Annotated in this window: 25 protein-coding genes; 15 read left to right on the top strand and 10 right to left on the bottom strand. The window is 61.2% G+C overall.

The genetic code is table 11. The annotated features are described in order from the left end of the window. The first annotated feature begins 78 nt into the window (after positions 1–78). Positions 79–381, top strand: a complete 303-nt coding sequence (locus tag DQ393_RS25080; protein WP_245430449.1) for a YciI family protein — start codon at positions 79–81, stop codon at positions 379–381. A gap of 19 nt (positions 382–400) precedes the next feature. Here DQ393_RS25080 and DQ393_RS25075 read toward each other — a convergent pair whose 3' ends face one another. Continuing rightward, positions 401–1,300 carry a LysR family transcriptional regulator gene (locus DQ393_RS25075; protein WP_112344394.1) on the bottom strand — a complete coding sequence of 300 codons (900 nt, stop codon included), beginning with the start codon at positions 1,298–1,300 and terminating at the stop codon, positions 401–403. Positions 1,301–1,411: 111 nt separating this feature from the next. Between DQ393_RS25075 and DQ393_RS25070 the strand changes: the two genes are divergently transcribed. Beyond that, entirely contained in the window at positions 1,412–2,437 is a 1,026-nt protein-coding gene (locus DQ393_RS25070) for a zinc-dependent alcohol dehydrogenase family protein (RefSeq protein ID WP_112344421.1), read from the top strand. Between the two features lie 50 nt (positions 2,438–2,487). Here DQ393_RS25070 and DQ393_RS25065 read toward each other — a convergent pair whose 3' ends face one another. Further along, positions 2,488–3,537, bottom strand: a complete 1,050-nt coding sequence (locus tag DQ393_RS25065) for an aldo/keto reductase (protein ID WP_112344393.1) — start codon at positions 3,535–3,537, stop codon at positions 2,488–2,490. A 301-nt stretch (positions 3,538–3,838) separates the two neighbouring features. Between DQ393_RS25065 and DQ393_RS25060 the strand changes: the two genes are divergently transcribed. Beyond that, positions 3,839–4,543 carry an HAD family hydrolase gene (locus DQ393_RS25060; RefSeq protein WP_112344420.1) on the top strand — a complete coding sequence of 235 codons (705 nt, stop codon included), beginning with the start codon at positions 3,839–3,841 and terminating at the stop codon, positions 4,541–4,543. A 3-nt stretch (positions 4,544–4,546) separates the two neighbouring features. On the opposite strand, the gene DQ393_RS25055 is transcribed toward DQ393_RS25060, so the two are convergent. Together DQ393_RS25055 and DQ393_RS25050 are read right to left on the bottom strand one after the other, a co-directional pair. Further along, positions 4,547–5,086, bottom strand: coding sequence for a hypothetical protein (locus DQ393_RS25055; RefSeq protein ID WP_432422027.1), 540 nt, complete (start codon positions 5,084–5,086; stop codon positions 4,547–4,549). After that, positions 5,065–5,694 carry a DNA-3-methyladenine glycosylase I gene (locus tag DQ393_RS25050; RefSeq protein ID WP_112344392.1) on the bottom strand — a complete coding sequence of 210 codons (630 nt, stop codon included), beginning with the start codon at positions 5,692–5,694 and terminating at the stop codon, positions 5,065–5,067. The genes DQ393_RS25055 and DQ393_RS25050 overlap by 22 nt, the downstream gene beginning before the upstream one ends. Positions 5,695–5,993: 299 nt before the next feature. On the opposite strand from DQ393_RS25050, the gene DQ393_RS25045 reads away from it, so the two are divergent. The 4 genes from DQ393_RS25045 (at position 5,994) to DQ393_RS25030 (ending at position 9,106) form a co-directional block, all read left to right on the top strand. Next, positions 5,994–6,776 (top strand): L,D-transpeptidase, encoded by a 783-nt coding sequence (locus DQ393_RS25045; RefSeq protein WP_112344391.1) that lies wholly within the window; start codon positions 5,994–5,996, stop codon positions 6,774–6,776. A gap of 216 nt (positions 6,777–6,992) precedes the next feature. Next, positions 6,993–7,694 carry a L,D-transpeptidase gene (locus DQ393_RS25040; protein ID WP_112344390.1) on the top strand — a complete coding sequence of 234 codons (702 nt, stop codon included), beginning with the start codon at positions 6,993–6,995 and terminating at the stop codon, positions 7,692–7,694. Positions 7,695–8,009: 315 nt separating this feature from the next. Then, positions 8,010–8,681 (top strand): outer membrane protein, encoded by a 672-nt coding sequence (locus DQ393_RS25035; protein ID WP_112344389.1) that lies wholly within the window; start codon positions 8,010–8,012, stop codon positions 8,679–8,681. A gap of 77 nt (positions 8,682–8,758) precedes the next feature. Then, entirely contained in the window at positions 8,759–9,106 is a 348-nt protein-coding gene (locus DQ393_RS25030) for a DUF6881 domain-containing protein (protein ID WP_112344388.1), read from the top strand. Between the two features lie 48 nt (positions 9,107–9,154). On the opposite strand, the gene glcF is transcribed toward DQ393_RS25030, so the two are convergent. The 3 genes from glcF to DQ393_RS25015 all read right to left on the bottom strand — a co-directional run bounded on the left by glcF (position 9,155) and on the right by DQ393_RS25015 (position 13,338). Continuing rightward, positions 9,155–10,474 (bottom strand): glycolate oxidase subunit GlcF, encoded by a 1,320-nt coding sequence (gene glcF, locus DQ393_RS25025; RefSeq protein ID WP_112344387.1) that lies wholly within the window; start codon positions 10,472–10,474, stop codon positions 9,155–9,157. A 228-nt stretch (positions 10,475–10,702) separates the two neighbouring features. Next, positions 10,703–11,902 (bottom strand): FAD-binding protein, encoded by a 1,200-nt coding sequence (locus DQ393_RS25020; RefSeq protein ID WP_112344386.1) that lies wholly within the window; start codon positions 11,900–11,902, stop codon positions 10,703–10,705. Next, positions 11,899–13,338 (bottom strand): FAD-binding oxidoreductase, encoded by a 1,440-nt coding sequence (locus tag DQ393_RS25015; protein WP_112344385.1) that lies wholly within the window; start codon positions 13,336–13,338, stop codon positions 11,899–11,901. The genes DQ393_RS25020 and DQ393_RS25015 overlap by 4 nt, the downstream gene beginning before the upstream one ends. A 120-nt stretch (positions 13,339–13,458) precedes the next feature. Here DQ393_RS25015 and DQ393_RS25010 point away from each other — a divergent pair, with 120 nt between their 5' ends. Both DQ393_RS25010 and DQ393_RS25005 read left to right on the top strand, forming a co-directional pair. Next, on the top strand, positions 13,459–14,355 hold the full coding sequence (locus DQ393_RS25010; RefSeq protein ID WP_112344384.1) for a LysR family transcriptional regulator: 897 nt from the start codon (positions 13,459–13,461) through the stop codon (positions 14,353–14,355). A 22-nt stretch (positions 14,356–14,377) separates the two neighbouring features. Beyond that, the gene (locus DQ393_RS25005) at positions 14,378–14,968 is read left to right on the top strand and encodes an O-acetyl-ADP-ribose deacetylase (protein ID WP_112344383.1); all 591 of its coding nucleotides are present in this window, start codon (positions 14,378–14,380) and stop codon (positions 14,966–14,968) included. Positions 14,969–15,042: 74 nt separating this feature from the next. Here the strand turns inward: DQ393_RS25005 and DQ393_RS25000 are convergent, their stop codons facing one another. Next, on the bottom strand, positions 15,043–16,206 hold the full coding sequence (locus tag DQ393_RS25000) for an adenosylhomocysteinase (protein ID WP_112344382.1): 1,164 nt from the start codon (positions 16,204–16,206) through the stop codon (positions 15,043–15,045). A 125-nt stretch (positions 16,207–16,331) separates the two neighbouring features. Beyond that, complete coding sequence (locus tag DQ393_RS24995) at positions 16,332–17,237, bottom strand: LysR substrate-binding domain-containing protein (protein ID WP_112344381.1); 906 nt, start codon at positions 17,235–17,237, stop codon at positions 16,332–16,334. 302 nt (positions 17,238–17,539) lie between these two features. Here DQ393_RS24995 and DQ393_RS24990 point away from each other — a divergent pair, with 302 nt between their 5' ends. The 3 genes from DQ393_RS24990 (at position 17,540) to DQ393_RS24980 (ending at position 20,436) form a co-directional block, all read left to right on the top strand. Then, the gene (locus DQ393_RS24990) at positions 17,540–17,998 is read left to right on the top strand and encodes an NUDIX hydrolase (protein ID WP_432422028.1); all 459 of its coding nucleotides are present in this window, start codon (positions 17,540–17,542) and stop codon (positions 17,996–17,998) included. Positions 17,999–18,094: 96 nt separating this feature from the next. Next, positions 18,095–19,630: an inorganic phosphate transporter gene (locus DQ393_RS24985; RefSeq protein WP_112344379.1), complete on the top strand. Its 1,536-nt coding sequence runs from the start codon at positions 18,095–18,097 to the stop codon at positions 19,628–19,630. Positions 19,631–19,698: 68 nt separating this feature from the next. Continuing rightward, positions 19,699–20,436, top strand: a complete 738-nt coding sequence (locus DQ393_RS24980; protein ID WP_112344378.1) for a 16S rRNA (uracil(1498)-N(3))-methyltransferase — start codon at positions 19,699–19,701, stop codon at positions 20,434–20,436. A 4-nt stretch (positions 20,437–20,440) separates the two neighbouring features. Here DQ393_RS24980 and DQ393_RS24975 read toward each other — a convergent pair whose 3' ends face one another. Continuing rightward, positions 20,441–21,055 (bottom strand): LysE family translocator, encoded by a 615-nt coding sequence (locus DQ393_RS24975; RefSeq protein ID WP_112344377.1) that lies wholly within the window; start codon positions 21,053–21,055, stop codon positions 20,441–20,443. Between the two features lie 243 nt (positions 21,056–21,298). On the opposite strand from DQ393_RS24975, the gene DQ393_RS24970 reads away from it, so the two are divergent. From DQ393_RS24970 to DQ393_RS24960, 3 genes are all read left to right on the top strand, one after another. Continuing rightward, positions 21,299–22,672 carry a glutamate--cysteine ligase gene (locus DQ393_RS24970; RefSeq protein WP_112344376.1) on the top strand — a complete coding sequence of 458 codons (1,374 nt, stop codon included), beginning with the start codon at positions 21,299–21,301 and terminating at the stop codon, positions 22,670–22,672. Positions 22,673–22,807: 135 nt separating this feature from the next. Continuing rightward, positions 22,808–23,677 carry a DUF937 domain-containing protein gene (locus tag DQ393_RS24965; RefSeq protein WP_112344375.1) on the top strand — a complete coding sequence of 290 codons (870 nt, stop codon included), beginning with the start codon at positions 22,808–22,810 and terminating at the stop codon, positions 23,675–23,677. A gap of 124 nt (positions 23,678–23,801) precedes the next feature. Further along, complete coding sequence (locus tag DQ393_RS24960; RefSeq protein WP_112344374.1) at positions 23,802–24,680, top strand: aldo/keto reductase family oxidoreductase; 879 nt, start codon at positions 23,802–23,804, stop codon at positions 24,678–24,680. Position 24,681 lies beyond the last annotated feature (1 nt).

Here is a 24,681-nt window from a genome sequence, read left to right as displayed (position 1 = left end):
TTTTGCAGCTCCTAACAGCAAACTTACCGCGTGTAACAGCATTATTGCAGCCATAGACTGGAAATATCCAGCAAGGAGATGACGATGACCCTGTTCGCAGTTCTGTTTGAGGACGATCAACAAAACGCCGCCGCGATCCGCAAGGAGTATCTGCCACGGCACTTCGCTTTTCTGAAGGCGAATGCCGCCTCCATCAGAACGGCCGGACCGCTCAGTCGGGAGAGTGACGCTTTTGCCGGCGGCCTGTGGCTTGTGGAAGCGGAGACCACCGATGCTGTCGACCGTCTGGTAAAGGAAGATCCATTCTGGTTGGCAGGCCTGCGCAAATCCGTGCAGGTCTTCAGTTGGAACCAGGTATTTGCGGAGGGCGCGCTCCTCTAACCGGAGCATCGTCACATCCTCAGCCCATGATCGCAGGCAGACGCGCGGCGAGCAGGTCGATGACCACGCGCATCTTCAGCGAAAGCTGCGGCACCTGCGGCCAGACGGCATAGACGTTGACGGGTCGGCTGGAAACATTGAGTACCGGCATAAGCTTGCCTGCGTGCACATAATCCCGCACCAGCCAGCAGGGGAGCCAAGCAATACCCATTCCGGCGGCAGCCGCATCCGCAATGACCTCCAGGTCATCAAGGCGCAATCGCGTCTGCGGAAAATAGTCGACGGCCGTTCCATCGCCCTGCAGGAAGGTCCATCTCTTGGCCTCCCCCGATCTCGCATAGACGACAAGATCGTGGCTATCGAGGTCGGCAATGATCTGCGGCGTACCTCTTGCAGCAAGATAATCCGGCGAGGCGCATAGCGTCATGCGATGGAGGGCGATCTTGCGCGCGGCGAGGCCGGCTTCGTCCCGCAACACGCCGTTGCGAATGGCGAGATCGAAGCCCTCGTCGAAGAGATCGACCACGCGATCACTGAAGGAAAGATCCAGTTCAAGCTTGGGGTGAATGCGTGCCAACTCCAGCAGCAGCGGTGCAGCGCAGCGGCGACCGAAAAGGACAGGCATCGAGATACGAAGACGTCCGGTAACCTCACGCTTACCCGATTCCAGCATGGCTTCGCCGGACTGTATCTCGTCCAGCGCCCGGCGGCAGCGCTCGTAAAAGGCTTGCCCTTCGTCGGTGAGGCTCTGCATGCGGGTGGTGCGGTGAAACAGGCGCACATTCAGGCGCCGTTCCAGTTTGGCGATGGTCTTGCCGATCGCCGAGCGAGACAGGTTCATGCGGGTCGCCGCGGCCGAAAAACCGCCAGCTTCGACCGCCTCCACGAATTCGGGAATGCCGTTGAGCATGTCATTCATGATGATTGCTTCCTTTGGGGAACCAGTACGCGGAAATAATATCGCCACTGGCGATCAGAAAGCAACGATATGCTTCCGTTCATTGCTTCCAATTTCTCTCAGGAGATCATGATGACCAAGACCATGAAGCGCTGGACCCTCGATACTGTCGCCGTCGGCGCTCCCTTGAACCTCACGGAAACGGCGATTCCCACACCTGCGCGCGGCGAAGTGCTGGTGCGGGTGAAGGCCGTTTCTCTGAACTATCGCGACAAGCTCGTTCGCGAGATCGGCATGGGCCTGCCGCTCCAATTTCCTTTCGTACCGGCTTCCGATATGGCAGGCGTCGTCGAAGCGGTGGGAGACGGCGTGACCAGATTTGCCGTTGGCGACCGGGTCATTTCGACCTTCCATCCCGGCTGGATCGATGGCAAGCCGCTCGGTGACGCCCGTACACCGCCCTACAAGACGCTGGGTGGCTTCTATCCCGGCGTGCTCTCCGAATATGTTGCCATGTCGGAGGACTGGCTCGTATCATCGCCGCAAAGCCTCGATTATGCCGAGGCAAGCACGCTGCCCTGCGCCGGCCTGACGGCTTGGTTCGCGCTGGTGGAGCGCGGCAAGATCAAGCCCGGCGACACGGTGCTGGTGCAGGGAACGGGCGGCGTGGCGCTGTTCGGCCTGCAGATTGCCACTGCCCAGGGCGCCGAGGTCTTCGTAACCTCGTCGGGGCAGGAAAAACTCGGGCGGGCCAAGGCGCTTGGAGCCCATTACGGCATCGATCGGAACAAGAGCGATTGGGTGGAAGAGGTCTATCGCCTCACCAACGATCGCGGCATCGACCATATCATCGAAATCGCCGGCGGACCGAACCTCGGTCAGTCGCTGAAGGCGGTTGCGCCGCAGGGCCGGATTTCCGTCATCGGCGTCCTCGAAGGCTTCGACATTTCCGGTCCTGTGGCACCGCTGCTGCTGAAGTCTCCCACCGTGCAGGGCATCAGCGTCGGCCACCGCCGCTCGCTCGAGGATTTCGTGCGTGCGGTCGACAGCATCGGCCTGAAGCCCGTCATCGACCACCGCTATGGGCTCGGCGAGGCGCCAGCCGCCTTCGATCATCTCGATCGCGGCCCCTTCGGCAAGATCGTCATAGAGCTATGATAGCAGCCGGGCCGCTGCCAAAAGCGGCGGCCCGGCCTCTGCAAAAGATATCAGGCCTTCGGCTCGAAGGGCTGCGGCACGCGCTGCGCGCTCTGGCGGGCCAGCATCCAGCCGGGATATTCGGCCGGAAGTGCGCTGACGTCATCGAGCCTCGCGATATCCTCGGCATCGAGCTTCAGCCTGACGGCCGCCAAGTTCTGATCGAGCTGGTCGAGACGCTTGGCACCGATGATGATGCTGGTAACGAAAGGCTTCGCCAGGATCCAGGCAAGCGCCACGGTAGCGACGCTGGTGCCATGCTTTTCCGCCACTTCGCGCATGGCGGCAACGCAGGCCCAGGCGCGGTCCTTGTCGACGGGCGGGAAGTCGAAACTGGCACGCCGCCCCTCGCCATTGCCGGGAGCGCCTGGACCATACTTGCCCGAGAGCAGACCGCCGGCAAGCGGCGACCAGACCATCAGCCCAAGCTTTTCCTCGGCCATGACAGGCACGATTTCACGCTCAAGATCGCGGCCGGCGATGGAATAATAGGCCTGCACCGTTTCGAAGCGGGCGAAGCCACGGCGTTCGGAAATGCCGAGCGCCTTGGCGATGCGCCAGGCCTGCCAGTTGGAAACGCCGACATAACGCACAAGACCGCGCGAAACGAGATCATCCATCGTCCGCAGCGTCTCGTCGATCGGTGTTACGATATCCGTACCATGGATCTGATAGAGATCGATATGATCGGTCTGAAGACGATCCAGGCTGGCCTGCACCGAGTCCATGATATGGCCGCGCGAGGCGCCGCGATCGTTCGGCTTATCGCCCATGACGCCATAGACCTTGGTGGCGATGACGACATCCTTGCGAGGAACGCCGAGGTTCTTCAGGGCTTGTCCAAGCAGCTTTTCGGAATTGCCGAAGGAATAGACGTCGGCGGTGTCGATGAAATTGACGCCGGCGGCGAGCGAGCCTTCGACGATCTTGTCGGCCAGCGCCTGGTCGACATCTGCGATCGAGCCCCAGGGAGTGTTGGGATTGGCTTCACCGAAGGTCATCGTACCCAGGCAAAGTTCGGAAACGAACAGCCCGGTATTGCCGAGTTGATTGTAACGCATGGAGAAATTCCCTTGTGGTCAGCCGGAAGATGCTTCCGGCCGGTGAATGCATATCTTTTGGCTATGATTGGCCTCGGCATGGCAGCCGCTATCGGCGCTGCCCTGGAGAGGTCACGAAACAGTCATCGACGCCCGGCTCTGGCTCCGCGGCAATCGAGACAACAACCACATAATGCACTGGAAACCATTTTCAACGCGAGACCTCCCGCCGATCACGATGCGGTTACCGGCACGCGCTCTTGCTTCCGGTCCGCTGCGGGATAGACTCATCCATCATACAATGCGCAGAACGGACATACCGATGACGCAACGTCCCCTAACCACGATCGGCTTCGATGCCGACGACACGCTGTGGCAGAACGAACAGTTCTACCGGCTGACGGAGCTGCAATTTACCGATCTTCTCGCCGATCACGCCGCAAGCGACGTCATTTCCGCGCGGCTATTGGAGGCTGAAAAGCGCAACCTCAGACATTACGGCTTCGGCATCAAAGGCTTCACCCTCTCGATGATCGAGACGGCGATCGAGATCACCGAAGGCAAAGTGCCCTCGACCGTCATCGCCCAGATCCTCGACATCGGCCGCGATCTTCTCGCCCATCCCGTCGAGACCCTGCCATATGTGCGTCAGACGCTGGAGGACCTGTCGGGCAAATACCTGCTGGTGCTGATCACCAAGGGCGATCTCTTCGATCAGGAGCGCAAGCTCGCCCAATCCGGTCTCGGCGACCTCTTCGATGCGGTCGAGATCGTCTCGGACAAGAACGCCTCCACCTACCGCCGGATTTTTTCCAAGGTGGGCGACGGGCCCGAACGGGCGATGATGATCGGCAATTCCCTGAAATCGGATATCGTGCCGGCGCTTGCAGCCGGAAGCTACGGCGTCTTCGTACCGCACGAGCTTACATGGTCCTTCGAGCATGTGGAGGAACCGACCGAAGCGCCGCGTTTCCGCAAGATAGCCCATCTCGGCGAGCTACACGGCGTGATCGAAGCGTTGCAGTAATCCCTACTGTCCCTGTTTCGAGCGCGGCGGAAACAGCATCGGTCCCTGATCCTTCTGCTGATCGGCGGGCGCCTGCTGCGCGGCGGGCGGATTGGGATCGATGAGGATCTCGTAAGGCGCACCGAGGCCACGCCGACGAGTGACGCGCGAATAATAGGGCTTGATCAGCCAGGTCGTATCCTCGTTGACGGTGACATCGGCCGTATTGTCATCCTCGTCCGTACCGAAGAAAGATTCATCCTCGCTCGACGACAGATCGAAGATCGCCATATAGGCATATTTGCTTTTCGAGCTGAAGGTGATCCGCACATGCTGGCCCTTCTTCAGCGGCAGTATATAGACCTTGCCCTTGCCGAACTTCGTCCAGCCCGTCAGCTTTTCGAGGACCGCGGGAAGGCTGATCTTCTCCACTTTTTCGCCGCGGTCGAGCTGCGGCAGCTGCTGGGCGGCATCCTCGGCATGAGCCGCTGCGGAACCAAACAGCGCAAGCGCCGCCATGGAAAGGCCAAGAAGCGCCGCCCTCATGGCCGCACCAATGCGCATCGCATCGCCTCCACCTCTTTCCGGCAGTAGCAGCCCTCGATGTGGTCGTTGACCAGGCCCATGGCCTGCATGAAGGCATAAACCGTGGTCGGGCCGACGAAGGTCCAGCCGCGCTTCTTCAGATCCTTCGAAATCCGCACGGAAGCAGCCGTCGTCGGATTGGCGCGAAGATGCGCAAGATCGAAGACTTCGGGCCGCTCGGCAGCGGTCGGCTCGTGGCTCCAGAAATAGCGGGCGAGCGATCCGAATTCATCGCGCAGCTCGATGGCGCGATTGGCATTGTTGATGGTGGAGACGATCTTGCCGCGATGGCGGATGATGCCGGCATCGGCAAGGCAGCGCTCGATATCCGCTTCGCCGAACTTGGCGACCTTCTCGAAATCGAAGCCGGCAAAAGCGGCGCGGAAATTCTCGCGCTTGCGCAGGATCGTCAGCCAGGACAGACCCGACTGGAAGCCTTCGAGGCAGATCTTCTCGAAGAGCCTGATGTCATTGACGACCGGACGGCCCCATTCCTCGTCGTGATAGCGCTGATATTCCGGCAGATTACCGTGCCAGAAGCAGCGGTCCTTGCCATCTTCGCCGGTGATGATGCCCGTGTCGGCCATTTTCGCGATTCGTCCCTATTTCAGCGCGCGCTACCGGAAACCGGTATGCAAATATCGGATAAAACCAGATCAATCAAACGCTTAAAATCGTAAGCACATTTCGACGATCGCGCATTCCGATTCCAGATTTACCACTTGCAAACCATCTTTCCAAACCAGGCGGTAACCCTGATAAAGCTTTATCGGCTTCGCGGCATTTTGATGAATAGATGTTTACCATTCGCTCGCGTGCAAGTGGCACCATGGTTTCGACCGGGTGCCTTCGCGCCCATCTTCGGCCCATGTAGAGAGTTTGTCCGATGATGAAACATGCCGTCCTGTTTGCCGCGGGCGCCTTAAGCCTGCTTGCCTCAACCGCCTTTGCCGACGATCGCTATCAATCGCGCCCGCCCGTCATCGTCAGTCCCGATCTGACCGCCCCCTGGGTGATGCAGCTTGGCGGCGGCAATGTGCAGCCGGTCGTCTATCCCCGCCCGATGGCGCGCCGCGCCGCCGATCCCAGAATGGAGCAGCCGGCCAATCCGCAGGTGCGCCAGGTCGTGCAGCCGCGCGGGCTGTTCGCGCGCCCGGTCGTTCAGCAGGTTGCCATGGCCCGCCCGCGGTACCCGGCAATCCGTGGCCAGATCGACCCGCAATTCCTGCCGCAGATCGTCGACTATCAGACCAAGGAAAGACCCGGCAGCATCGTCATCGATACCAACAACCGCTTCCTCTACCTGGTGATGGATGGCGGCAAGGCACGCCGCTATGGCGTCGGCGTCGGCAAGCCCGGCTTCGAGTGGGCCGGCGCTCATACCGTCACTCGCAAGCAGGAATGGCCGGATTGGACGCCGCCAGCCGAAATGATCTCCCGCGAAGCGGCCAAGGGCCACTATCTGCCGGCGCATATGGAGGGTGGCGAAGCCAATCCGCTCGGCGCCCGCGCCATGTATCTCGGCTCCACGCTTTATCGCATCCACGGCACCAACGCGCCCTGGACCATTGGCAGCGCCGTTTCCTCCGGCTGCATCCGCCTGCGCAACGAAGACGTCATCGACCTCTACAACCGCGTTAAGGTCGGCACTCGCGTCATCGTGATGTGATCGAGAACAGCCTTTTGGACCTGCGCGGCGATACTGCTTATCGAAAGCTCAGTATTCGCCGCGCCTGAAAGGCCTCCACTATAGTTCAGACTATAGTCTGATCCGCGATAGAAGAGAGGGAGGTTCTTCCAGGCCTTTCTGCCTATCGGGTATTTTGATCTTGATCCCTTCGTCGGTTCCGGTAGTTTCCTACCGACTTCAACGAGGGAATTCCATATGAGAGCAGCACTATCGGTCGTGGCGACAGGCGTCGTTGCGGCGTGTCTTCTTGCAGCATCGAACGCAGCAGCCTTTACCGCTTCCACGCCCTATGCGGCAGCACCGACCACGCGCGGCGATGTGGTCCGGGTCGCCGTGGAACCGCAAGGCCAGGTCAAACCGCAATTCCAGCGGCGCATGGTGCGGCTTGCGACGAACGAAGCGCCAGGCACCGTCATCGTCGACACCAACAACAAGTATCTCTACCTCGTCGAAGGCAATAATCGCGCAAGGCGCTATGGCATCGGCGTCGGCCGCGATGGCTTCGGCTGGTCGGGCGTCGTCAAGGTCGGCCGCAAGGCGGAATGGCCGGGCTGGACGCCGCCGCCGGAGATGATCGTCCGTGAAGCCAAGAAGGGCCGCAAGCTGCCGGCCTATCAGGAAGGCGGCGAGGACAATCCGCTCGGCGCGCGCGCCATGTATCTCTATCGCAACGGCAATGACACCGCCTTCCGCATCCACGGCACCAACCAGCCTTGGAGCATCGGCCTCAACATGTCCTCAGGCTGCATCCGCATGATGAACAAGGACGTGATCGATCTTTACGAACGCGTCCCCGTCGGCACCAAGGTCATCGTGGTCGGCCCCGGCAACAAGCAGGGCGAAGTCAGCTATCAGGATCGCGGCGTCGATGTGCTGCGGACCCTGTTCGGCGGCTAAGGGGAGCGATATCTCCTCGCCCCAATTCGAACATCAGTTTACGGGCGTTCTAGACCGTGGCATGACATCGATCATGCGGATCGAGGACGCCCGTTTCTCGGAGGATGCGCCATTCCGCGCCAAGTGACACGAATGCCGGTGTTGCATCAGTGTTACAGCCTCAAATTTATCGTCCCGACCCGCCGCAAAACGGCTTATTCCCTTCAGTTTACCGTCAGTTTTCCCGCCTAAGCCGGGCCTGCGCCCCTATGACTGCAATAGAAGTGTCACGGAAGCGCGCTTAGATGGCAGCACTTTGGCATTCGGGGATTTCATATGCATCGTGCAGTTCGCATTACGCAGCCGGCGCTTGCCGCACTTGCTATTTCAGCATTCATATTCGCCGCCAATTCTGCCTCTGCAGAGATGCAATTTTCCGCCTATGGCGGCGTGCAGGGTGCAACCGGCAGCAACGTGACCACATCGGACGGGGCCGATTTCGACCCGAACTGGTCGGGCAAATCCTTCAAGATGCCTCCCTATTTCGGCTTCCGCGGCATCTGGTGGCTTGATGAGCTCGACAAACCGAACTGGGGCGTGTCGCTGGATTACTCGCATGCCAAGGTCTATGGCGATCTCGGCAACACGCCCGGCTGGTCGCACTTCGAGTTCACCGACGGCTTGAACATGTTGACACTGAACGCGCTCTACCGCTTCCAGGACCCTGCCCGCAACTGGACGCCCTATGTCGGCCTCGGCGCTGGTATCAACGTGCCGCATGTGGAAGTCACCCGCGCCTCCGGCCGCACCTTCGACTACGAATTCGGCGGCGCTTCTCTGCAGGCACAGGCCGGCGTCAGCTACCAGATCTCCAAGCACTGGTCGACCTTCGTCGAATACAAGGGTAACTATAACTTCGTGAACGATGTTTCGATCGACAGCGGCGACACGCTGAAGACCAAGGTCTTCACCCACGCGCTCAACTTCGGCGTCTCGTTCAACTTCTGAAGCCGGATCGGCCAAACTTCGCGATCGATCCCCCAAACCGGTTCAGGCGCGGGGGATTATGTGCTATATTCCAGCACATGAGCTTTTCCTATTACAGATGCGACTGGATCCATCCGGAAAGCGAGGAGCCGGTCATCGTTTATTACGAGGTCGACATCACCGGCGATGTTCCCCGGCTTATCGACGTGTTTGCCGATGGTCGCCGGCAATGCATGTCGGTTGTCGATTTTACTGCAGTGGGACATGAAATGCGGCGGATCACCAGCCTCGTCGAAGGCTCGTTTTACGATGGTATTGTCGGCCTGGTGGATGGCATTTTCTTCGAGGAAGGGCAGGACCGCATCAGCATGACGCGAATTGCCGCCGATCGGTTCGAAGTCGAATGGCAGGCTCATCGCCTGCCCACGCCGGACAAGCTGCATTAATACGCAATTCCGGACGGAAAACCGCTCTGCACTTTTCCTGCAATTGCTCTAAGCAGCGGCCGGCTGCAGGCCCTTCAGCTTCGCGGGCATCTCGCCACCATAGGCCCAGTCCAGCAGCTCCACCGTATGCAGGATGGGAATGCCCGTTCCCGTCGCGATCTGCGTGATGCAGCCGATATTGCCTGTGGCTATGATATCGGCCTTCGTCGCCTCGATGTTCCTGACCTTGCGCGCCTTCAACTCTGCCGAAATTTCCGGCTGCATGATGTTGTAGGTGCCGGCCGAGCCGCAACAGAGATGTCCCTCTGCCGGATCGCGCACTGTGAATCCGGCCGCCTTCAATAGCAGTTTCGGCGCCATCGTGATCTTCTGCCCATGCTGCATGGAGCAGGCGGAATGATAGGCGACCGCGATGCCGCGCGGCATATGCGAGGGAAGATCGAGACTTGCCAGATATTCGGTGATGTCCTTGGCAAGCGCCGAGACCCTTGCCGCCTTGTCGGCATAGGCGGGATCGAGGCGCAGCATATGCCCATAGTCCTTGATCGTCGTGCCGCAGCCCGACGCGGTGATGATGATGGCGTCGAGCCCTCCGGCCTCGATCTCGCGCAGCCACACATCGACATTGGCGCGGGCGGCGCCAAGCGCCTGTTCCTCGCGCCCCATATGATGAACCAGCGAGCCGCAGCAGACCTCCCCCTCCGGCACGACGACCTCGACACCGAGGCGCGTCAGCAGGCGGATCGCCGCAGCATTGATTTCGGGATCGAGCACCGGCTGAGCGCAGCCCGTCAGGATCGCCACACGACCGCGCCGCTCCGCCTGTGGCTCGTAGAGTGCGGGTTTGGCAAAGGTAGATGGTGCCGGGATGCTGCGGGGCGCAAGATCGAGCATGGCGGCGAAAGGCTTAAGCGCCGGAACGCGCCTCAACAGACCCTTGAATGGCCGGCCGAGGTTTGCGAGCCGCAGGGCCAGCCGGAAACGGCTGGGATAGGGCAGCACGGCTGCCAGCACATTGCGGGTCAGCCGATCCATCAGCGGTCGCCGGTAAGTATTTTCGATATGGGCCCGGGCGTGATCGACCAGATGCATGTAGTCGACGCCGGAAGGACAGGTGGTCGTGCAGGCAAGGCAGGACAGGCAGCGATCGATGTGCGTTACCACCTCGGCATCGGCGGCCCGGCCGTTTTCCAGCATGTCCTTAATGAGATAAATGCGGCCGCGCGGGCTATCGAGCTCATTGCCGAGCGTCACATAGGTGGGACAGGTGGCGGTGCAGAAGCCGCAATGCACGCATTTGCGAAGGATCGCCTCTGATTCGGCCACATGCGGATCGGCAAGCTGTTCGGGCGTGAAATTGGTTTGCATCAGGCTTCCCCTACTTTCGCGCCAAAGGATGGGCGATTGCTAGCTCCTTCGTACAAAGCCCCCTCATCCGCCTTGTCGGGCACCTTCTCCCCGAGGGGAGAAGGAGTTGGCGACACCGCAACTCCTTTATCGTCGACGGTGAAAAGCCACGCAGAATTGGGTTGTCCCCTCGCCCCCACGGGGAGAGGGCTAGGGTGAGGGGGTAACCAGCCAAAGACTCCATCCGCATCAACCCATCTTCCCCGGATTGAAAATTCCCGCCGGATCGAACTTTTCCTTCACGCGCGCAGACAGCAGCGCCACGGCTTCGGATTGCGGCTGGAACGCCGCTGTCGTCGCGCGGTGGGCCGGGGTGGCGCGCATCAAGGTTGCGTGCCCACCCCCGAGCGCGTGAATATAGCGCCTGAGCATATCGCCCTCCGGCTCCGCTTCCATGCGCATCCAGACAAGACCGCCCTGCCAATCGTAATAGGCATCGACGCCCTCCTCCAGGCGAAGGGCCGCGACAAGCTGGTGGCCGATGCTGGGGGCGACGGATGCCCGCCAGATCGGGCGCATCGTGCCATCGGCATAGGGTTTCACATCGCGGATCTCTCGCCAGAGCCTGCGGCTGACGTCCTCTTCGAGACGTTTGACGGGGCCGAGCCGGCCCATCGCTGCGGCCAGCTTTTCGGCCCTCACCGTGACGGAACCGGGAAGGCCCTCAATGCGCAGCACTGTCGCCTCCCCTTGCGGCATCGTGCCGTCGATGAAGGACCAGGCGACGGTCAGCGGCAGATGGGCGGCACCCGATACTTCGAGCGGCAGGGCCATGGCCGCCGCCATGGCATTGGCGGCCTCCGCATCGTTGAGGCCGGAGACAACGATCGTTTCCTCCGTCTTCGGCTTCGGCGGCACCCGGAAGGTCACCTCGGTCAATAGGCCGAGCGTACCGTGCGAGCCGGCCATCAGCTTGGCAAGATCAAGACCGGTGACATTCTTCATCACCCGCCCGCCGGCCTTGACGATCTCACCCCTGCCGTTGACGAAGCGGACGCCGAGCAGGCTGTCGCGCGCGGCACCGCTGACGAAACGGCGCGGGCCGGAGACATTGGCCGCGAAAATGCCGCCGATCGTCGGCTCGCCTTCGGTCGCCATCAGTGGCCTATGATCCATAGGCTCGAAGGCCATCATCTGGCCGGCCTCTGCAAGAGCGGCCTCGACCTCCGCGACCGGCGTGCCCGCACGCGCGGTCATGACCATCTCACCCGGATTATAGGCGACGGTGCCGGCAAGATCGCGCGACGACAGAACCGCTTCGGAGGCGACCGCGTTGCCGAAGCCGGACCGCGTGTTGCCGCCGACGATCGCGAGAGCCGCGCCACGCTCCGCATGATCGCTGATGATGGAGGCGGCTTCCTCCTCCGTTCTCGGATGAAACTCGGTCATGCGGCGTTGCGTCCGTCGAGCGGGAAGACCTTGGAAGGATTGAGGATCCAGTCGGGATCAAAAGCCGCACGGACCGACATCATCTGAGCGAGATCGACATCGGCATATTGGTGCCGCATCAGGTCGCGCTTCTCGATGCCGACGCCATGTTCACCGGTGAGGCAGCCGCCGGCATCGACGCAGAGCCGCAGGATGTCGTTGCCGGCCGCTTCCGCCTTGGCCGCCTCTTCGGGGTCATTGGCATTGAAGAGGATCAGCGGATGCATGTTGCCATCGCCGGCATGGAAGACATTGGCGACGCGCAGACCGTAGCCGTCGACGATCTCACCCGTCTTTTTCAGCACATAAGAGAGCTGACTGAGCGGCACGGTTCCGTCCATGCAGATATAATCGGCGATGCGTCCTGTGGCGCCGAAAGCGGATTTGCGGCCTTTCCAGATCAGGGCCGCCTCCGTCGCCGACTGGCATTCGCGGACCGTCTTGACCTGATGGGTCCGGGCGATAGCGACGATGCTCGCAAGCATGTCATCCATTTCCGCCTCCGACCCCTCCACCTCAACGATCAGCAAGGCCCCTACATCGAGGGGATAGCCGGCTTTGGCGAAGGCTTCGCAGATCTCGATCGCCGGCTTGTCCATGAACTCGATCGCGACTGGCACGATGCCGGCGGCGATGACATCGGCGACACAGGCGCCTGCTTCTTCGGAACTGTCGAAACCGAAGAGCACCGGCCGGGCACCTTCCGGCTTGGCGATGAGCCTGACCGTCGCCTCGGTGACGATGCCGAGCTGGCCTTCGGAGCCGCAGACGAGGCCGAGCAGATCGTAGCCCGCCGCATCCAGCGCCTTGCCGCCGAGATCGATGACGGTGCCGTCGGTCAACACCAGCTTGACGCCAAGCAGATTGTTGGTCGTGACGCCATATTTCAGGCAGTGGGCGCCGCCGGAATTCATACCGATATTGCCGCCGATGGTGCAGGCAAGCTGCGAGCTCGGGTCGGGCGCGTAGAAGAAGCCATCGGCCGAGACGCTTTCGGAGACGTGCAGGTTCGTCACGCCTGCCTGCACGGTCGCCGCGCGATTGGCATAATCGATATCGAGGATGCGGTTCATCTTGGAGAGCCCGAGAACGACGGCATCCTCCTGCGGGATGGCGCCGCCGGAAAGTGAGGTGCCAGCGCCGCGCGGAACGACGGGAATGCCATAGCGATGGCAATATTTCATCACGGCCGACACTTCAGCGGTCGAACGCGGCAAGGCGACGGCGAGCGGCAGGCGGCGATAGGACACGAACGCATCGGTTTCGAAGGGTACGAGTTCGCGCGGCTCGTGGATCAGGCATTCCGGCGCGAGAAGGTCGGTGAGATCGGCGACGATAGCGCTGCGGCGAGCCAGAACATCCGCACGCGGCTCCAGAAATGAAATGGCCTCAGCCATACCGTCCTCCTTCTGCATCCGATGTCGGACGCAGCCCCTTTTAGCGCATTACAGCCTTAGCGCTTTCCCAGGTTTGGAGCAAATGATAAGCATTTATTCCAAAACGGGAAATAATCGTGCATGACCAATTTAGGAGATCTCGAAATCTTCGCCAGCGTCGTCGCAACGGGCAGCATGTCGCTGACCGGCCGCGCGCTCGGTTTTTCGCCCGCCGTCATTTCCAAGCGCATCAAGCGGCTCGAAGACAGGCTCGGCACCCGACTTCTGCAGCGCACGACGCGGCAGATTTCGCTGACGGAGGCCGGCCAGGGTTTCTACGACCGCGTGCTCGCCATTCTTGCCGGCCTGGAAGAGGCGGAAGCCTATATTGCCGGCCGCTCCTCGCAGATGCACGGCACGCTGAAGATCTCCGCCCCGACATCCTTCGGACGATTGCATATCGCGCCGCATCTGAAATCCTTCATGCAGGCCCATCCGGACCTCGCAATCAATCTGGTGCTGAGCGACGAGTTCGTCGATATCGTCGGCGGAGGCTTCGATCTTGCCATCCGTATCGCCGAGCTCACCGATTCCAGCCTCGTCGCCCGCAGGCTCGCGCCGGTGCGCCGAGTGCTCTGCGCGTCACCTGCCTATATTGATGCGCATGGCATGCCCGAGGATATCGAGGATTTGCGCCGTCACACCTGCCTCCCCGCGCACAATCACGATCCCTGGCGGCTCGACGGTCCGCAGGGCAGCCTGACGTTCCGGCCGGAGGGCAGGCTGATCACCAATTCCAGCGAGGTTATCCGCGAAGCGGTCATCGCCGGCCTCGGCATCGCCCTGCGCTCGACCTGGGATATCGGCCCGGAGCTGCGCAACGGCCGACTCGTTCAGGTCCTGCCGGCCTATGAAGGCTCGCACAATGTCACGCTTTCGGCCGTTTACCCCAGCCGACAGTTCCTGCCGGCAAAAGTACGCGTTTTTATCGATTTTCTCGCGGAACTTTATGGCCCCCTTCCCTATTGGGAGCGATGAGAACCCTATCGAGGAGATCGTCGTGTCCGCGCCCGAGATCATTCGTTCCGATGTTGCCTCTGCCGCAACACGCTTCACCGTGGCTCTCGGCGATATCACCAAGCTTCCGGTCGATGCCATCGTCAATGCGGCCAACAGCAGCCTGCTCGGCGGCGGCGGTGTCGATGGCGCGATCCATCGCGCCGCCGGACCGGACCTGCTCGCCGAATGCCGGACGCTGAATGGCTGCAGAACCGGACAAGCGAAGATCACCATGGGATATCGCTTGCCGGCAAGGCATGTGATCCACACCGTCGGCCCTGTCTGGAATGGTGGCGATCATGACGAGGAGGCGCTGCTCGCCGGCTGTTATCGCAGCAGTCTCGGCCTTGCCCGGGAACGCGGGCTCAAAACCATTGCCTTCCCGGCGATCTCCACGGGCGTCTATCGCTTTCCCGCCGAGCCTGCAGCGGAAATCGCAATCCGCACCACCCTTGCCGAAAGCCAGGATGGCGCCTTCGAGGAGATCGTCTTCTGCTGCTTCGGTGACGACATGGCGGCGCTCTACGACCGATTGCTGCCGCAAGCGCTTGATGGAGCTGATGCTCAGCGCAATTCCAGGACAAGTGCGTAGCGGTTTTCCGTCCGGAATTGCGAGACAACAAAGAGATAGAGCGGTTCAGAGATTCCGTGAAAAGCTGAACCGTTCTAGCGCGCCAGATCGAGATAGGCGGAGGCGACCAAGGCGTCGATATCGGCCGGAACGGGAATGACGCAGGCTTCGCCGCCGAGGCCGCCCTTGGCGACCCGCTCCAGGCAACGGGCCTGCAGCGTAAATCCGAGATCCATGGATTCGATGGTATTGCCCAACGGACGCGGCCCGGCCAGATTGGCCATGTGGCCACCGCCGAGAATATGGAAGGTGCGGCCGTCACGCATACGCACCGTCTCGATCTGCTCGGCTTCGTAGCGGTCGGTACCGGCGACGTCCGGGCTGTTGCGGAAGCCTTCGGCATCGATCTCATGCGGGAAGTGACCGCCATTCATCAGGATCGCGCCGTCCCTGATCAAAGGCAGATCAGTTGCGGCGATGATATCTGGATAGCCGGTAACGGTGATCAGGATATCGGCGGAGCGGATCGCTACCTCGCGCAATGGCGTCGAGAAGCCATCGAGATGTGCCTCAAGCGTCGTAACCGGATCGATATCGACAACGCTGACCGTGGAAAAGGCGTTGCGAAAACACGCCGCCGTGCCCTTGCCGCAGGCGCCATAGCCGAAGACGGTGACGCGCTTGCCATTGGTGGAGCGATTGGTGAAACGCAGATAGCTCTCGAACAGGCTCTGGCCGACGGCATGCTTGTTTTCGGCGAATTGCTTGATCGGGCTGTCATTGATGACCAGGATCGGCATGTCGAGCCTGTCGCGCATCGGGATGAGCCGGGTACGGCCGGATGTGGTTTCCTCCGTGCCGCCGAGCAGATTGGCATAGGGCGTGTCGGCTGCTCGAGCGAAGAGATCGCCGCCATTGTCGAGCAGCAGATCGGGCTTTTCCGCCAGGATCGCATCAAGGCTTGCGCCGTGCTCCTCGGGATCGCGGGTCTGCGTCGCGAAGACCTTGATGCCCTGAGCACGAAGATAGTCGACCGTTTCCGGCTGCGTGCTGTTGAGATTGCCGGTGCAGACGAGATCAGCACCTCCGGCGCGCAGCGTCATCAGCAACGCGACCGTCTTCGGCTCGAGATGGATGCCGGTGCCGATGGTCAGGCCGGCAAAGGGCCGGGTGTCGCGAAATTCCGCCGCCGTGGCCGCCAGCAGCCGGCAACTGCGCGCCACCCAGTCGATACGGGAAAGAGAAGAGGATTGATCCATGTTGCGCTCCTGCCGGCTGGTTCCATATGCGATCTGGCATGGCTGGAGGTTGGCTGTCGATGGACATTGCAATGCATCGCATGGCAGAAAATCTGCCATATGGATCCGATCGGGCAGGTGCCTCGCTAAACCCCTTCGGCCCCTGCCCTGCTCAACCAATCGGCGAGCCGGATGAGAGCCGGATCCTTCACATCGCTGCTGCGGATGCTGAGGCTGTAGCCGGCCGGCCTTCGAATGAAGCCGTAGGGCGCCATCAATGTGCCCCGATCGATATCCTCACCGACCGCCGTGCGCGGCGCGATGGCAATACCAAGCCCGGAACGTGCGGCTCCGATCGCGAGCAGCAGATCCTCGAATTCGCGATTGCCGGCAAAGCGGAGGGGAGCGTGACCGCTTTCGGCAAACCAATCCTGCCATAAGCTCGGGGCGGAACGGCTTGCGAGCGCGACAGCCCCGGCGAGCGCTGAGACATCGGCTGAAAGACCAAGGCCATCGGCGAGCGCCGGCGTCGCGACCGGCCCGAATTCATCCTCCATGAAGCGGATCGCGGTGATATCACGCGTCGGCCGGTATTCACCGCCCATGATGACGGCTTCGAGATCCGGCCGCTTGGCCAAAGGCTCCACCGCTGCCATCGGCACGATGTCTACATCGATATCCTGAAGCGCTGCCTGCAGGCCGGCGACGCGCGGCATCAGCCACCAGACCGCGAAGGCCGAGGGGACCCCAAGTCGGATGGACCGCCTGCCTTCGATCGATAGGTCTGCCGCAGCCCGCGCCAGGATGCCAAGGGCGACACCGACCGAATCAGCGAAAGTCCTGCCCTTCGCCGTCAGCACCAGCCTCCCATTTTCCCGGTGGAACAAGGCCATGCCGAAATGGGCTTCCAGCAGATTCAACTGCTGTCTGACGGCGCCGCGCACGACCCCAAGCTCGTCGGCTGCCTTCAGAATGCTGCCTCGCCGCGCCACCGCGTCGAAAGCGCGCAATGCATTCAAAGGTGGCAAGCGTCGGGGTAGGCGTTCTGACATGACAAGAATTTATCTTTTTTCCCAGTATGATAGCGACGGTGTTCAAGCAACTGCGCCATCTGCGGCATAAAAATGCTGTTCAATGTCGTTTTCAGCACAACAGCTGGCGAATATCAGAAAACAGACCTTTTGTTTTTTATCTACGCAGTACTGAATAAATATGTGGGGAAATACCATATAGCATTATATGCATCGCAATTTTTTTCCTCCCGATGTTATTATGCAACCTGAGCTTCACTCCAGCCCAAAAGGTGATCCGACAATTGGCCTTTCTCAACCGTATAGCGAATGACGTGCAGCTTATGTTTCGGCGCCCGCCGCGACAACAATATGCTGCGCTTTGCTATCGATTGAAGAAGAAAACGGGTGATCTCGAAGTGTTGCTGCTGACCAGCCGCGATACCGGCCGCTGGGTCATTCCCAAGGGCTGGCCCATGCCGGGCAAGCTTTCCCATGAGGTCGCCGCCCGCGAAGCCTATGAAGAGGCCGGCGTACGCGGCACTGTGGAAACGGAACCGCTCGGCTCGTTCGGTTACGACAAGATGCTGAGGGACGGCATTCAGGTGCCATGCCGCGTGCAGGTCTATGCGCTCGAAGTCAACGAGCTCGCCAAGCAATTCAAGGAAAAAGGCGAGCGCTCCCTGGAGTGGGTCTCCTGCGACGTGGCCGCCGAACGCGTTCGCGAACCGGAACTGCGCGATCTCATCGTCGCCTTCGCACGGCGGATGACGGCGGCTTCCGCCGCAACCCAGGCGAAATAAGCCACATTAGTCACAAAAAACTGTGCCAGTGTGTATGGCGGATATTGCGTGCCCCGTCACGCCGCGCAATACGAGAGTTTTGACCCAGAGAATTGCATGCCCGACCGACCGGCCACACCCATAAAAAGGACGCTCGACAAGGACCTCGACAAGTTCACCTATGTCGAGGACGCGACCCATCACGTCGCGAGGCGCCTCGTGGCGCCGGGCATCGGCCTGATCTTCCTCGGCCTCGCCATGGTCTTCGCCGGCATCTACGTGCTCGACCAGCCGAGCGCGACGCTGATCCTTGCCGCCGTCGGCCTTGCCGGCTACATGGCCATGAACATCGGCGCGAAGGACGTTGCCAACAATGTCGGAGCGGCGGTCGGCGCGCGCGCGATCACCATGACGCAGGCGCTGGTCATGGCGGCCATTTTCGAAATCCTCGGCGCGACGATTGCCGGCGGCCCCGTCATCAACACCATCTCCGCGCATATCGTCGACACCAATCGTATCATCAGTATCGGCAAGCTTGCCTGGCTGATGATGGCCGCACTTCTCGCCGCGGCGCTCTGGATCAATTTCGCAACCTGGCTGAAGGCGCCCGTTTCGACCACGCATACGATTGTCGGGGCCGTGGTCGGCGCGGGAGCCGCAGCGGTCGGCCCGGAACTGGTGAACTGGAACCTTCTCGCGGCGATCTCCGCCGGCTGGGTCGTGACACCTTTCCTTGGCGGCGCCATCGCTGCCAGCATCCTGTTCTTCATCGAGAGCTTCATCGTCTATCGCGACGACAAGATCGCCGCTGCCAGATACTGGATCCCCATCCTGATCGGTCTGATGGCCGGCGCTTTCTCGGGCTATCTCGTGGTTCAGCTCGAGCCCAAGGGCACGATACCCAATATCCTCAACCTTGCGATCGGCATCATTGTCGGCATGGGCGCCTGGCTGGCGGCGCGGCCGCTCGTGGCGGCACAATCCCTCGGGCTTGAAAACAAGAACAGCTCGCTGCGCAAGCTTTTCCGCCTGCCGCTGATCTGCTCGGCGGCGCTGATGTCCTTTGCGCACGGCGCCAACGACGTCGCCAATGCCATCGGACCGCTGTCGGCGATCGTGCGCGATATCGGCCTCGGCGGCTCGCTCGGCGTGGTTGCCGAGACGACCACGCAGAAGGCGCCCTTCTGGGTCGTGATGATCGGCGGCTGCGGCATTTCCGTCGGCGTGCTGCTTTACGGCCCGCGACTCATCCGCCTGCTCGGCGAGCAGATCACCAAACTCAATCCGATGCGGGCCTATTGCGTTGCCGTATCCGCAGCGCTCACCGTCATCGTCGCGGCCTGGTTCGGTTTCCCGGTGAGTTCGACCCACATTACCGTCGGCGCCGTTTTCGGCGTCGGCTTCTTTCGCGAGTGGTACACCGTCCGCTCCAGGAGGCGATTTGACTATATGCGCAAGAAGGCCGAAGCCGCGGGCATTCCCTGGCTTGAACCGGAAATCACGGATGAGCGCAATCCGGACGAGATCCATCGGCGGCGTCTGGTGCGCCGTTCGCATTTCATGACCATCGTCGCGGCCTGGGCGATCACCGTGCCGGTCGCAGCCCTGCTTGCCGCCACCGTATATTGGGTTATGGTCGCGCTCTTCATTTAGGACGGTTCTGCTCACCGGATCTGCGAACCGCTCGATCTCATTGTTCCAAGCAATTCCGGGGGTAATTCATGCGCGCCAATTTCCGCATGCAGCGGCTGTTCATGACCGCAGACATCAAGGCAGGCATCGCCATCGAGACCGATCAGGATCAGTTCAATTATCTCGCCAACGTGCTGCGCATGGAGGATGGCGCCGAACTGCTTCTATTCAACGGCCGCGACGGTGAGTGGAAAGCAAGCATCTCCTTCCCAACCCGCAAACGCATCCTGCTGACGCCCGCCGAGCAAACGAGACCGCAGCCCGCTCCCTCCGACCTGCACTATCTCTTCGCGCCGCTGAAGGTCGGACGGCTCGATTATCTCGTGCAGAAGGCGGTGGAAATGGGTGCAGGCCTGCTGCAGCCGGTCATGACGCAGCACGTGCAGGGCAAGATCACCAATCTGGACAAGGTCAAGGCCAATGTCATCGAAGCCGCGGAGCAATGCGGCATTCTCGGCATCCCGGACGTGGCCGAGCCGGTAAAGCTTGCCGACCTGCTTGCCCGCTGGCCGCACGAGCGTCGCATCATCTATTGCGACGAAGGCGATGCCGGCCAAAATCCGCTGCCGCTGCTGACACAGGTGAAGGAGAAGCATCTGGCGCTGCTGGTTGGCCCCGAAGGCGGCTTTTCGGAAGAGGAGCGTGCTCTTCTGCGCAGCCTCGATTTCGTCACGGCCATTCCCCTGGGGCCGCGCATTTTGCGCGCCGATACGGCCGCCGTTGCCGCCATGGCGGTCATCCAGGCTGTCATAGGCGACTGGGACTGAGCCTTCACTCCAAAACAGCGACGATGGTCGCAACGACCAGCAGGACCGCCAGCGAGATGTTGACGATCCGCGAGGTCCTCGGATTTTGGAGAAAGCGGGACAGCGAAGCGCCGACAAGAAGCCACACCATGTGGATTGCGACGATCATTCCCGTGAGCAGCACGATCTTGACGGCGGCGTCGAGCAATCTCTGATCATGAAACAGGCTGACCCCGGCAAAGACGGCAGCAATCGCCAGATAGGCCTTGGGATTGGCAACCGCCAGCAGGAAGCCGCCGGAGAAGGCCGGAGCCGCAGCCCGATCGTCGCGGCGCGACAGCGGCGGCGCGGTGGCGATCTTGAAGGCGAGATACAGGATATAGACGGCCGAGACCGCCGTCAGCAGGAAGGCACCATGCGGCACCGACAGCAGGATCGCAACGACGCCGGCGGCCACGGCCAGCAAGACCGCCACAGTGCCCGCGATCAGGCCGGAGACATAACCGAGCGAGCGCCGGAAGCCATAGGCCGCTCCCATCGCAGTGGCGCTGATCGTCGAAGGGCCTGGGCTTCCCATGATGACCAGCGAGGCCAGAAGCAAAGTCAATATGGGATAGTAAAGCGCGTTCGGGCCGTTCATCGATATGCTCCGCTTGATGTCAATCGAAGCAAAACTATCCGTGCTCACGGCGAAACGTCTTGAACGCTTGTGCAAATAGGACGGCGGCTGGCACGGCTGTGATGCACTGGCGAGACACAAAATCCTATTTTTTTGAACGACCCTTGAAAGAAATTCACTTGCACCGTACGTCAATCCGCGTCAATCACCCTCCTATTGACCTGCGGCTTGCGCGGGTTCTTCTCCGAGATCTAAGGTAATACCATGGCGCGCGATACCACCGACCAGACTCCGCTCCCCTCGGTCTCGGAAATGACGGCCTATCTGGCTGCCGGCAGCAAGCCGAAGGAGAAATTCCGCATCGGCACGGAACACGAGAAATTCGTGTTCTTCCGCGCCGACAACAGCCCTGTGCCCTATTTCGGCGAGGCCAGTATCTCCGCGCTCTTGAAGGGGCTGCAGGCAAAGTGCGGCTGGGATCCGATCATGGACGGTGACAACATCATCGGGCTCGGTGAACCCTCGGGCATGGGCGCGATCTCGATCGAACCGGGCGGGCAGTTCGAACTCTCCGGCGCGCCGCTCGAAACCATTCACCAGACCTGCAAAGAATCGAATGCCCATCTAGCGACGGTGCGCGAAATCGCCGAGCCGATGGGCATCCGCTTCCTCGGCATCGGCGGCAGCCCGAAATGGACGCTCGCCGAAACGCCGCGCATGCCGAAATCGCGCTACGAGATCATGACACGCTACATGCCGAAGGTCGGCACCATGGGTCTCGACATGATGTACCGCACCTGCACCATCCAGGTGAACCTCGACTTCTCCTCGGAAGCGGATATGCGCCGCAAGATGCGCGTCTCGATGAAGCTGCAGTCGCTGGCAACGGCGCTTTTCGCCTCCTCGCCCTTCACCGATGGCAAGCCGAACGGGCTTTCCTCCTGGCGCGGCGAAATCTGGAAAGATACAGACAACCGCCGCGGCGGCCTGCTCGATTTCACCTTCCGCGACGATTTCGGCTTTGAAGACTATGTGAAGTGGGCGCTCGACGTTCCCATGTATTTCGTCGTTCGCGACGGCCGCTACCACGACTGTACGCATGTCACTTTCCGCCAGTTCATGGACGGTGCGCTGAAGGGCGAGATCGCCGATTGGCAACCGACGATGGGCGACTGGACAAACCATCTCTCGACGCTGTTCCCCGATGTCCGCCTCAAGCGCTTCCTCGAAATGCGCGGCGCGGATGGCGGCCCCTGGCGCCGCATCTGTGCGCTGCCGGCCTTCTGGGTCGGCCTGCTCTATGACGACGAGGCACTGGCGGCCGCCGACGAGCTGACCAGGGACTGGAACTTCCAAGAGGTCAACGCGCTGCGGAACGTGGTGCCGACACAGGGCCTGAAGGCGGCGATCAAAGGCCATGGCCTGCTCGACGTGGCACGCGAAGTGGTCGGCATTTCCCGCCTCGGCCTGAAGAATCGCAATCGCCTGAACGGCGACGGGCAGGATGAAACCGTCTTCCTTTCGCCGCTCGATGAGGTGCTCGCCAAGAAGGGCACGCTCGCCGACGATCTGCTGATGCTCTACAACGGCCGCTGGAACCAGTCGGTCGAACCGATCTTCGAGGAATATCAGTACTGATAGCCGGTCGGCTGCTGTCATCGTCTCGGTGAGAGGACGGCAGAAACCGGTATGCGCTCTCTTTTTTCCGCTATACTATCGGAATCAAGCGCCGCCTGATTCCGAAGCGGCCTCATAGCGGGGAAAGGGACTTCGATGCTGCCACTCTTCGACATGATGATGCAGGCACAGAACGGCGCCGCCACGGAGGCCATGGCCAAGCAGTTCAATCTGGCGCAGGAGCAGGCGACGAAAGCGATGGCCGCGCTGATGCCGGCCTTTTCCTCCGGCTTCAAGCGCAGCGCCACCGATCCCTACAATTTCGTCGGCGTCATGCGGGATATCTCGTCCGGCAATTATGCCAAATATTTCGAGGACATGACCAAGGCCTTTACGCCCGAGGGCATTGCCGACGGCAATGCGGTGCTCGGAAGGCTGTTCGGCTCGAAGGAGGTTTCCCGCGCGGTCGCTGCCCAGGCTGCGCAGATGACCGGCATAGGCCAGGAGATCTACAAGCGCATGCTGCCGGCCATGGCGGATACGCTGATGGGCGGTCTCTTCAAGGAAACCAGCGGCCAGATCCCGCAGATGGCCAATCCCTTCCTCAACACCGATATGGGCGAAATGATGCAGGGCTGGCTGCAGAGCATCGGCTTTGCGCCCAAGCAGCAGCCGACGCCGCAGGCAAGCATCTTCGATAACCCCTTCACCCAGGCGATGGAGCTGATGTTCGGCGCCGATTCGGTCAAGCGCGAGAAGCCGGCGCCGACCAATCCGTTTCTCGACAATCCCTTTGCCAAGGCTTTTCAGGACATGATGAAGAACTTCCCGATGCCGGCGGAGCCGCCGAAGGAAGAGCCAAAGGCCAAGCCTGCCGCCGGCGTTGACATGGCCGCTTATACCGAAATGTTCAACGCCATGTTCGACAGCGGCCTGGAAGTGCAGAAGAGCTATCAGAAGAACATGGAAGCGATCTTCGACAGCTATTTGAACACGCAGGACAAGCCGGCATCCAAACAGGAGTGACGGCGGGTCGCCACTTCCGACCCCATCGATTGTTCGCAATTCCGCACAGCCCGTGCGCATTGCGCCCGCTTATCACACACCGAAGCTGAGCCTATTTCTGCTTTCATCTTGAAAGGAGATAGCCATGTCCAGTATCGATCAATCCGGCAGCTTTACCCTTGGGGACCGCAAGGTCAAACGGCTTGGCTACGGCGCCATGCAGCTTGCAGGCCCCGGCGTCTTCGGCCCGCCAAAGGATCATGACACTGCGCTCGCGGTTCTGCGCGAAGCCATCGCCGCCGGCATCAACCATATCGATACCAGCGATTTCTACGGTCCGCATGTGACCAATCAGCTGATCCGGGAAGCGCTCCATCCCTATCGCGGCGATCTCGTCATCGTCACCAAGATCGGCGCGCGGCGCGGCGCGGATGCCTCCTGGCTGCCGGCTTTTTCCCGGGAAGAACTGACACAGGCGGTGCATGACAATTTGCGCAACCTGGGACTGGACGTGCTCGATGTCGTCAATATCCGCATCATGTTCGATGTACATGGTCCGGCCGAAGGGTCGATCGAAGCACCCCTGACAATCCTGGCCGATCTCAAGCGGCAGGGCCTGGTGCGTCACATCGGGCTCAGCAACGTCACAGCCAACCAGATCGCCGAGGGTCGCCGGATCACCGAGATCGTCTGCGTCCAGAACCAATATAATCTCGCCCATCGCGCGGACGATGCCCTGATCGACACGCTTGCCCGCGAAGGCACCGCCTATGTGCCCTTCTTCCCGCTCGGCGGATTTTCGCCGCTTCAGTCCTCGGCGCTCTCCGATGTCGCCGCGCGTCTGGAGGCGACGCCGATGCAGGTGGCGCTCGCCTGGCTCTTGCAGCGCGCACCGAATATTCTGCTCATTCCGGGCACATCGTCGCTTGCTCACCTCAGGCAGAACATCGCGGCGGCCGAGCTGAAGCTGCCGGAAGATGCGATCGCCGAACTCGATCGCATCGCCGGCGCCAACCACGCCTGAC

Source organism: Martinezella tropici (assembly GCF_003287875.1).
Lineage (GTDB): Bacteria > Pseudomonadota > Alphaproteobacteria > Rhizobiales > Rhizobiaceae > Rhizobium > Rhizobium tropici_C.
The sequence above is the reverse complement of the archived record's forward strand: the minus strand, read 5'-3'. Positions and strand labels throughout refer to the sequence as shown.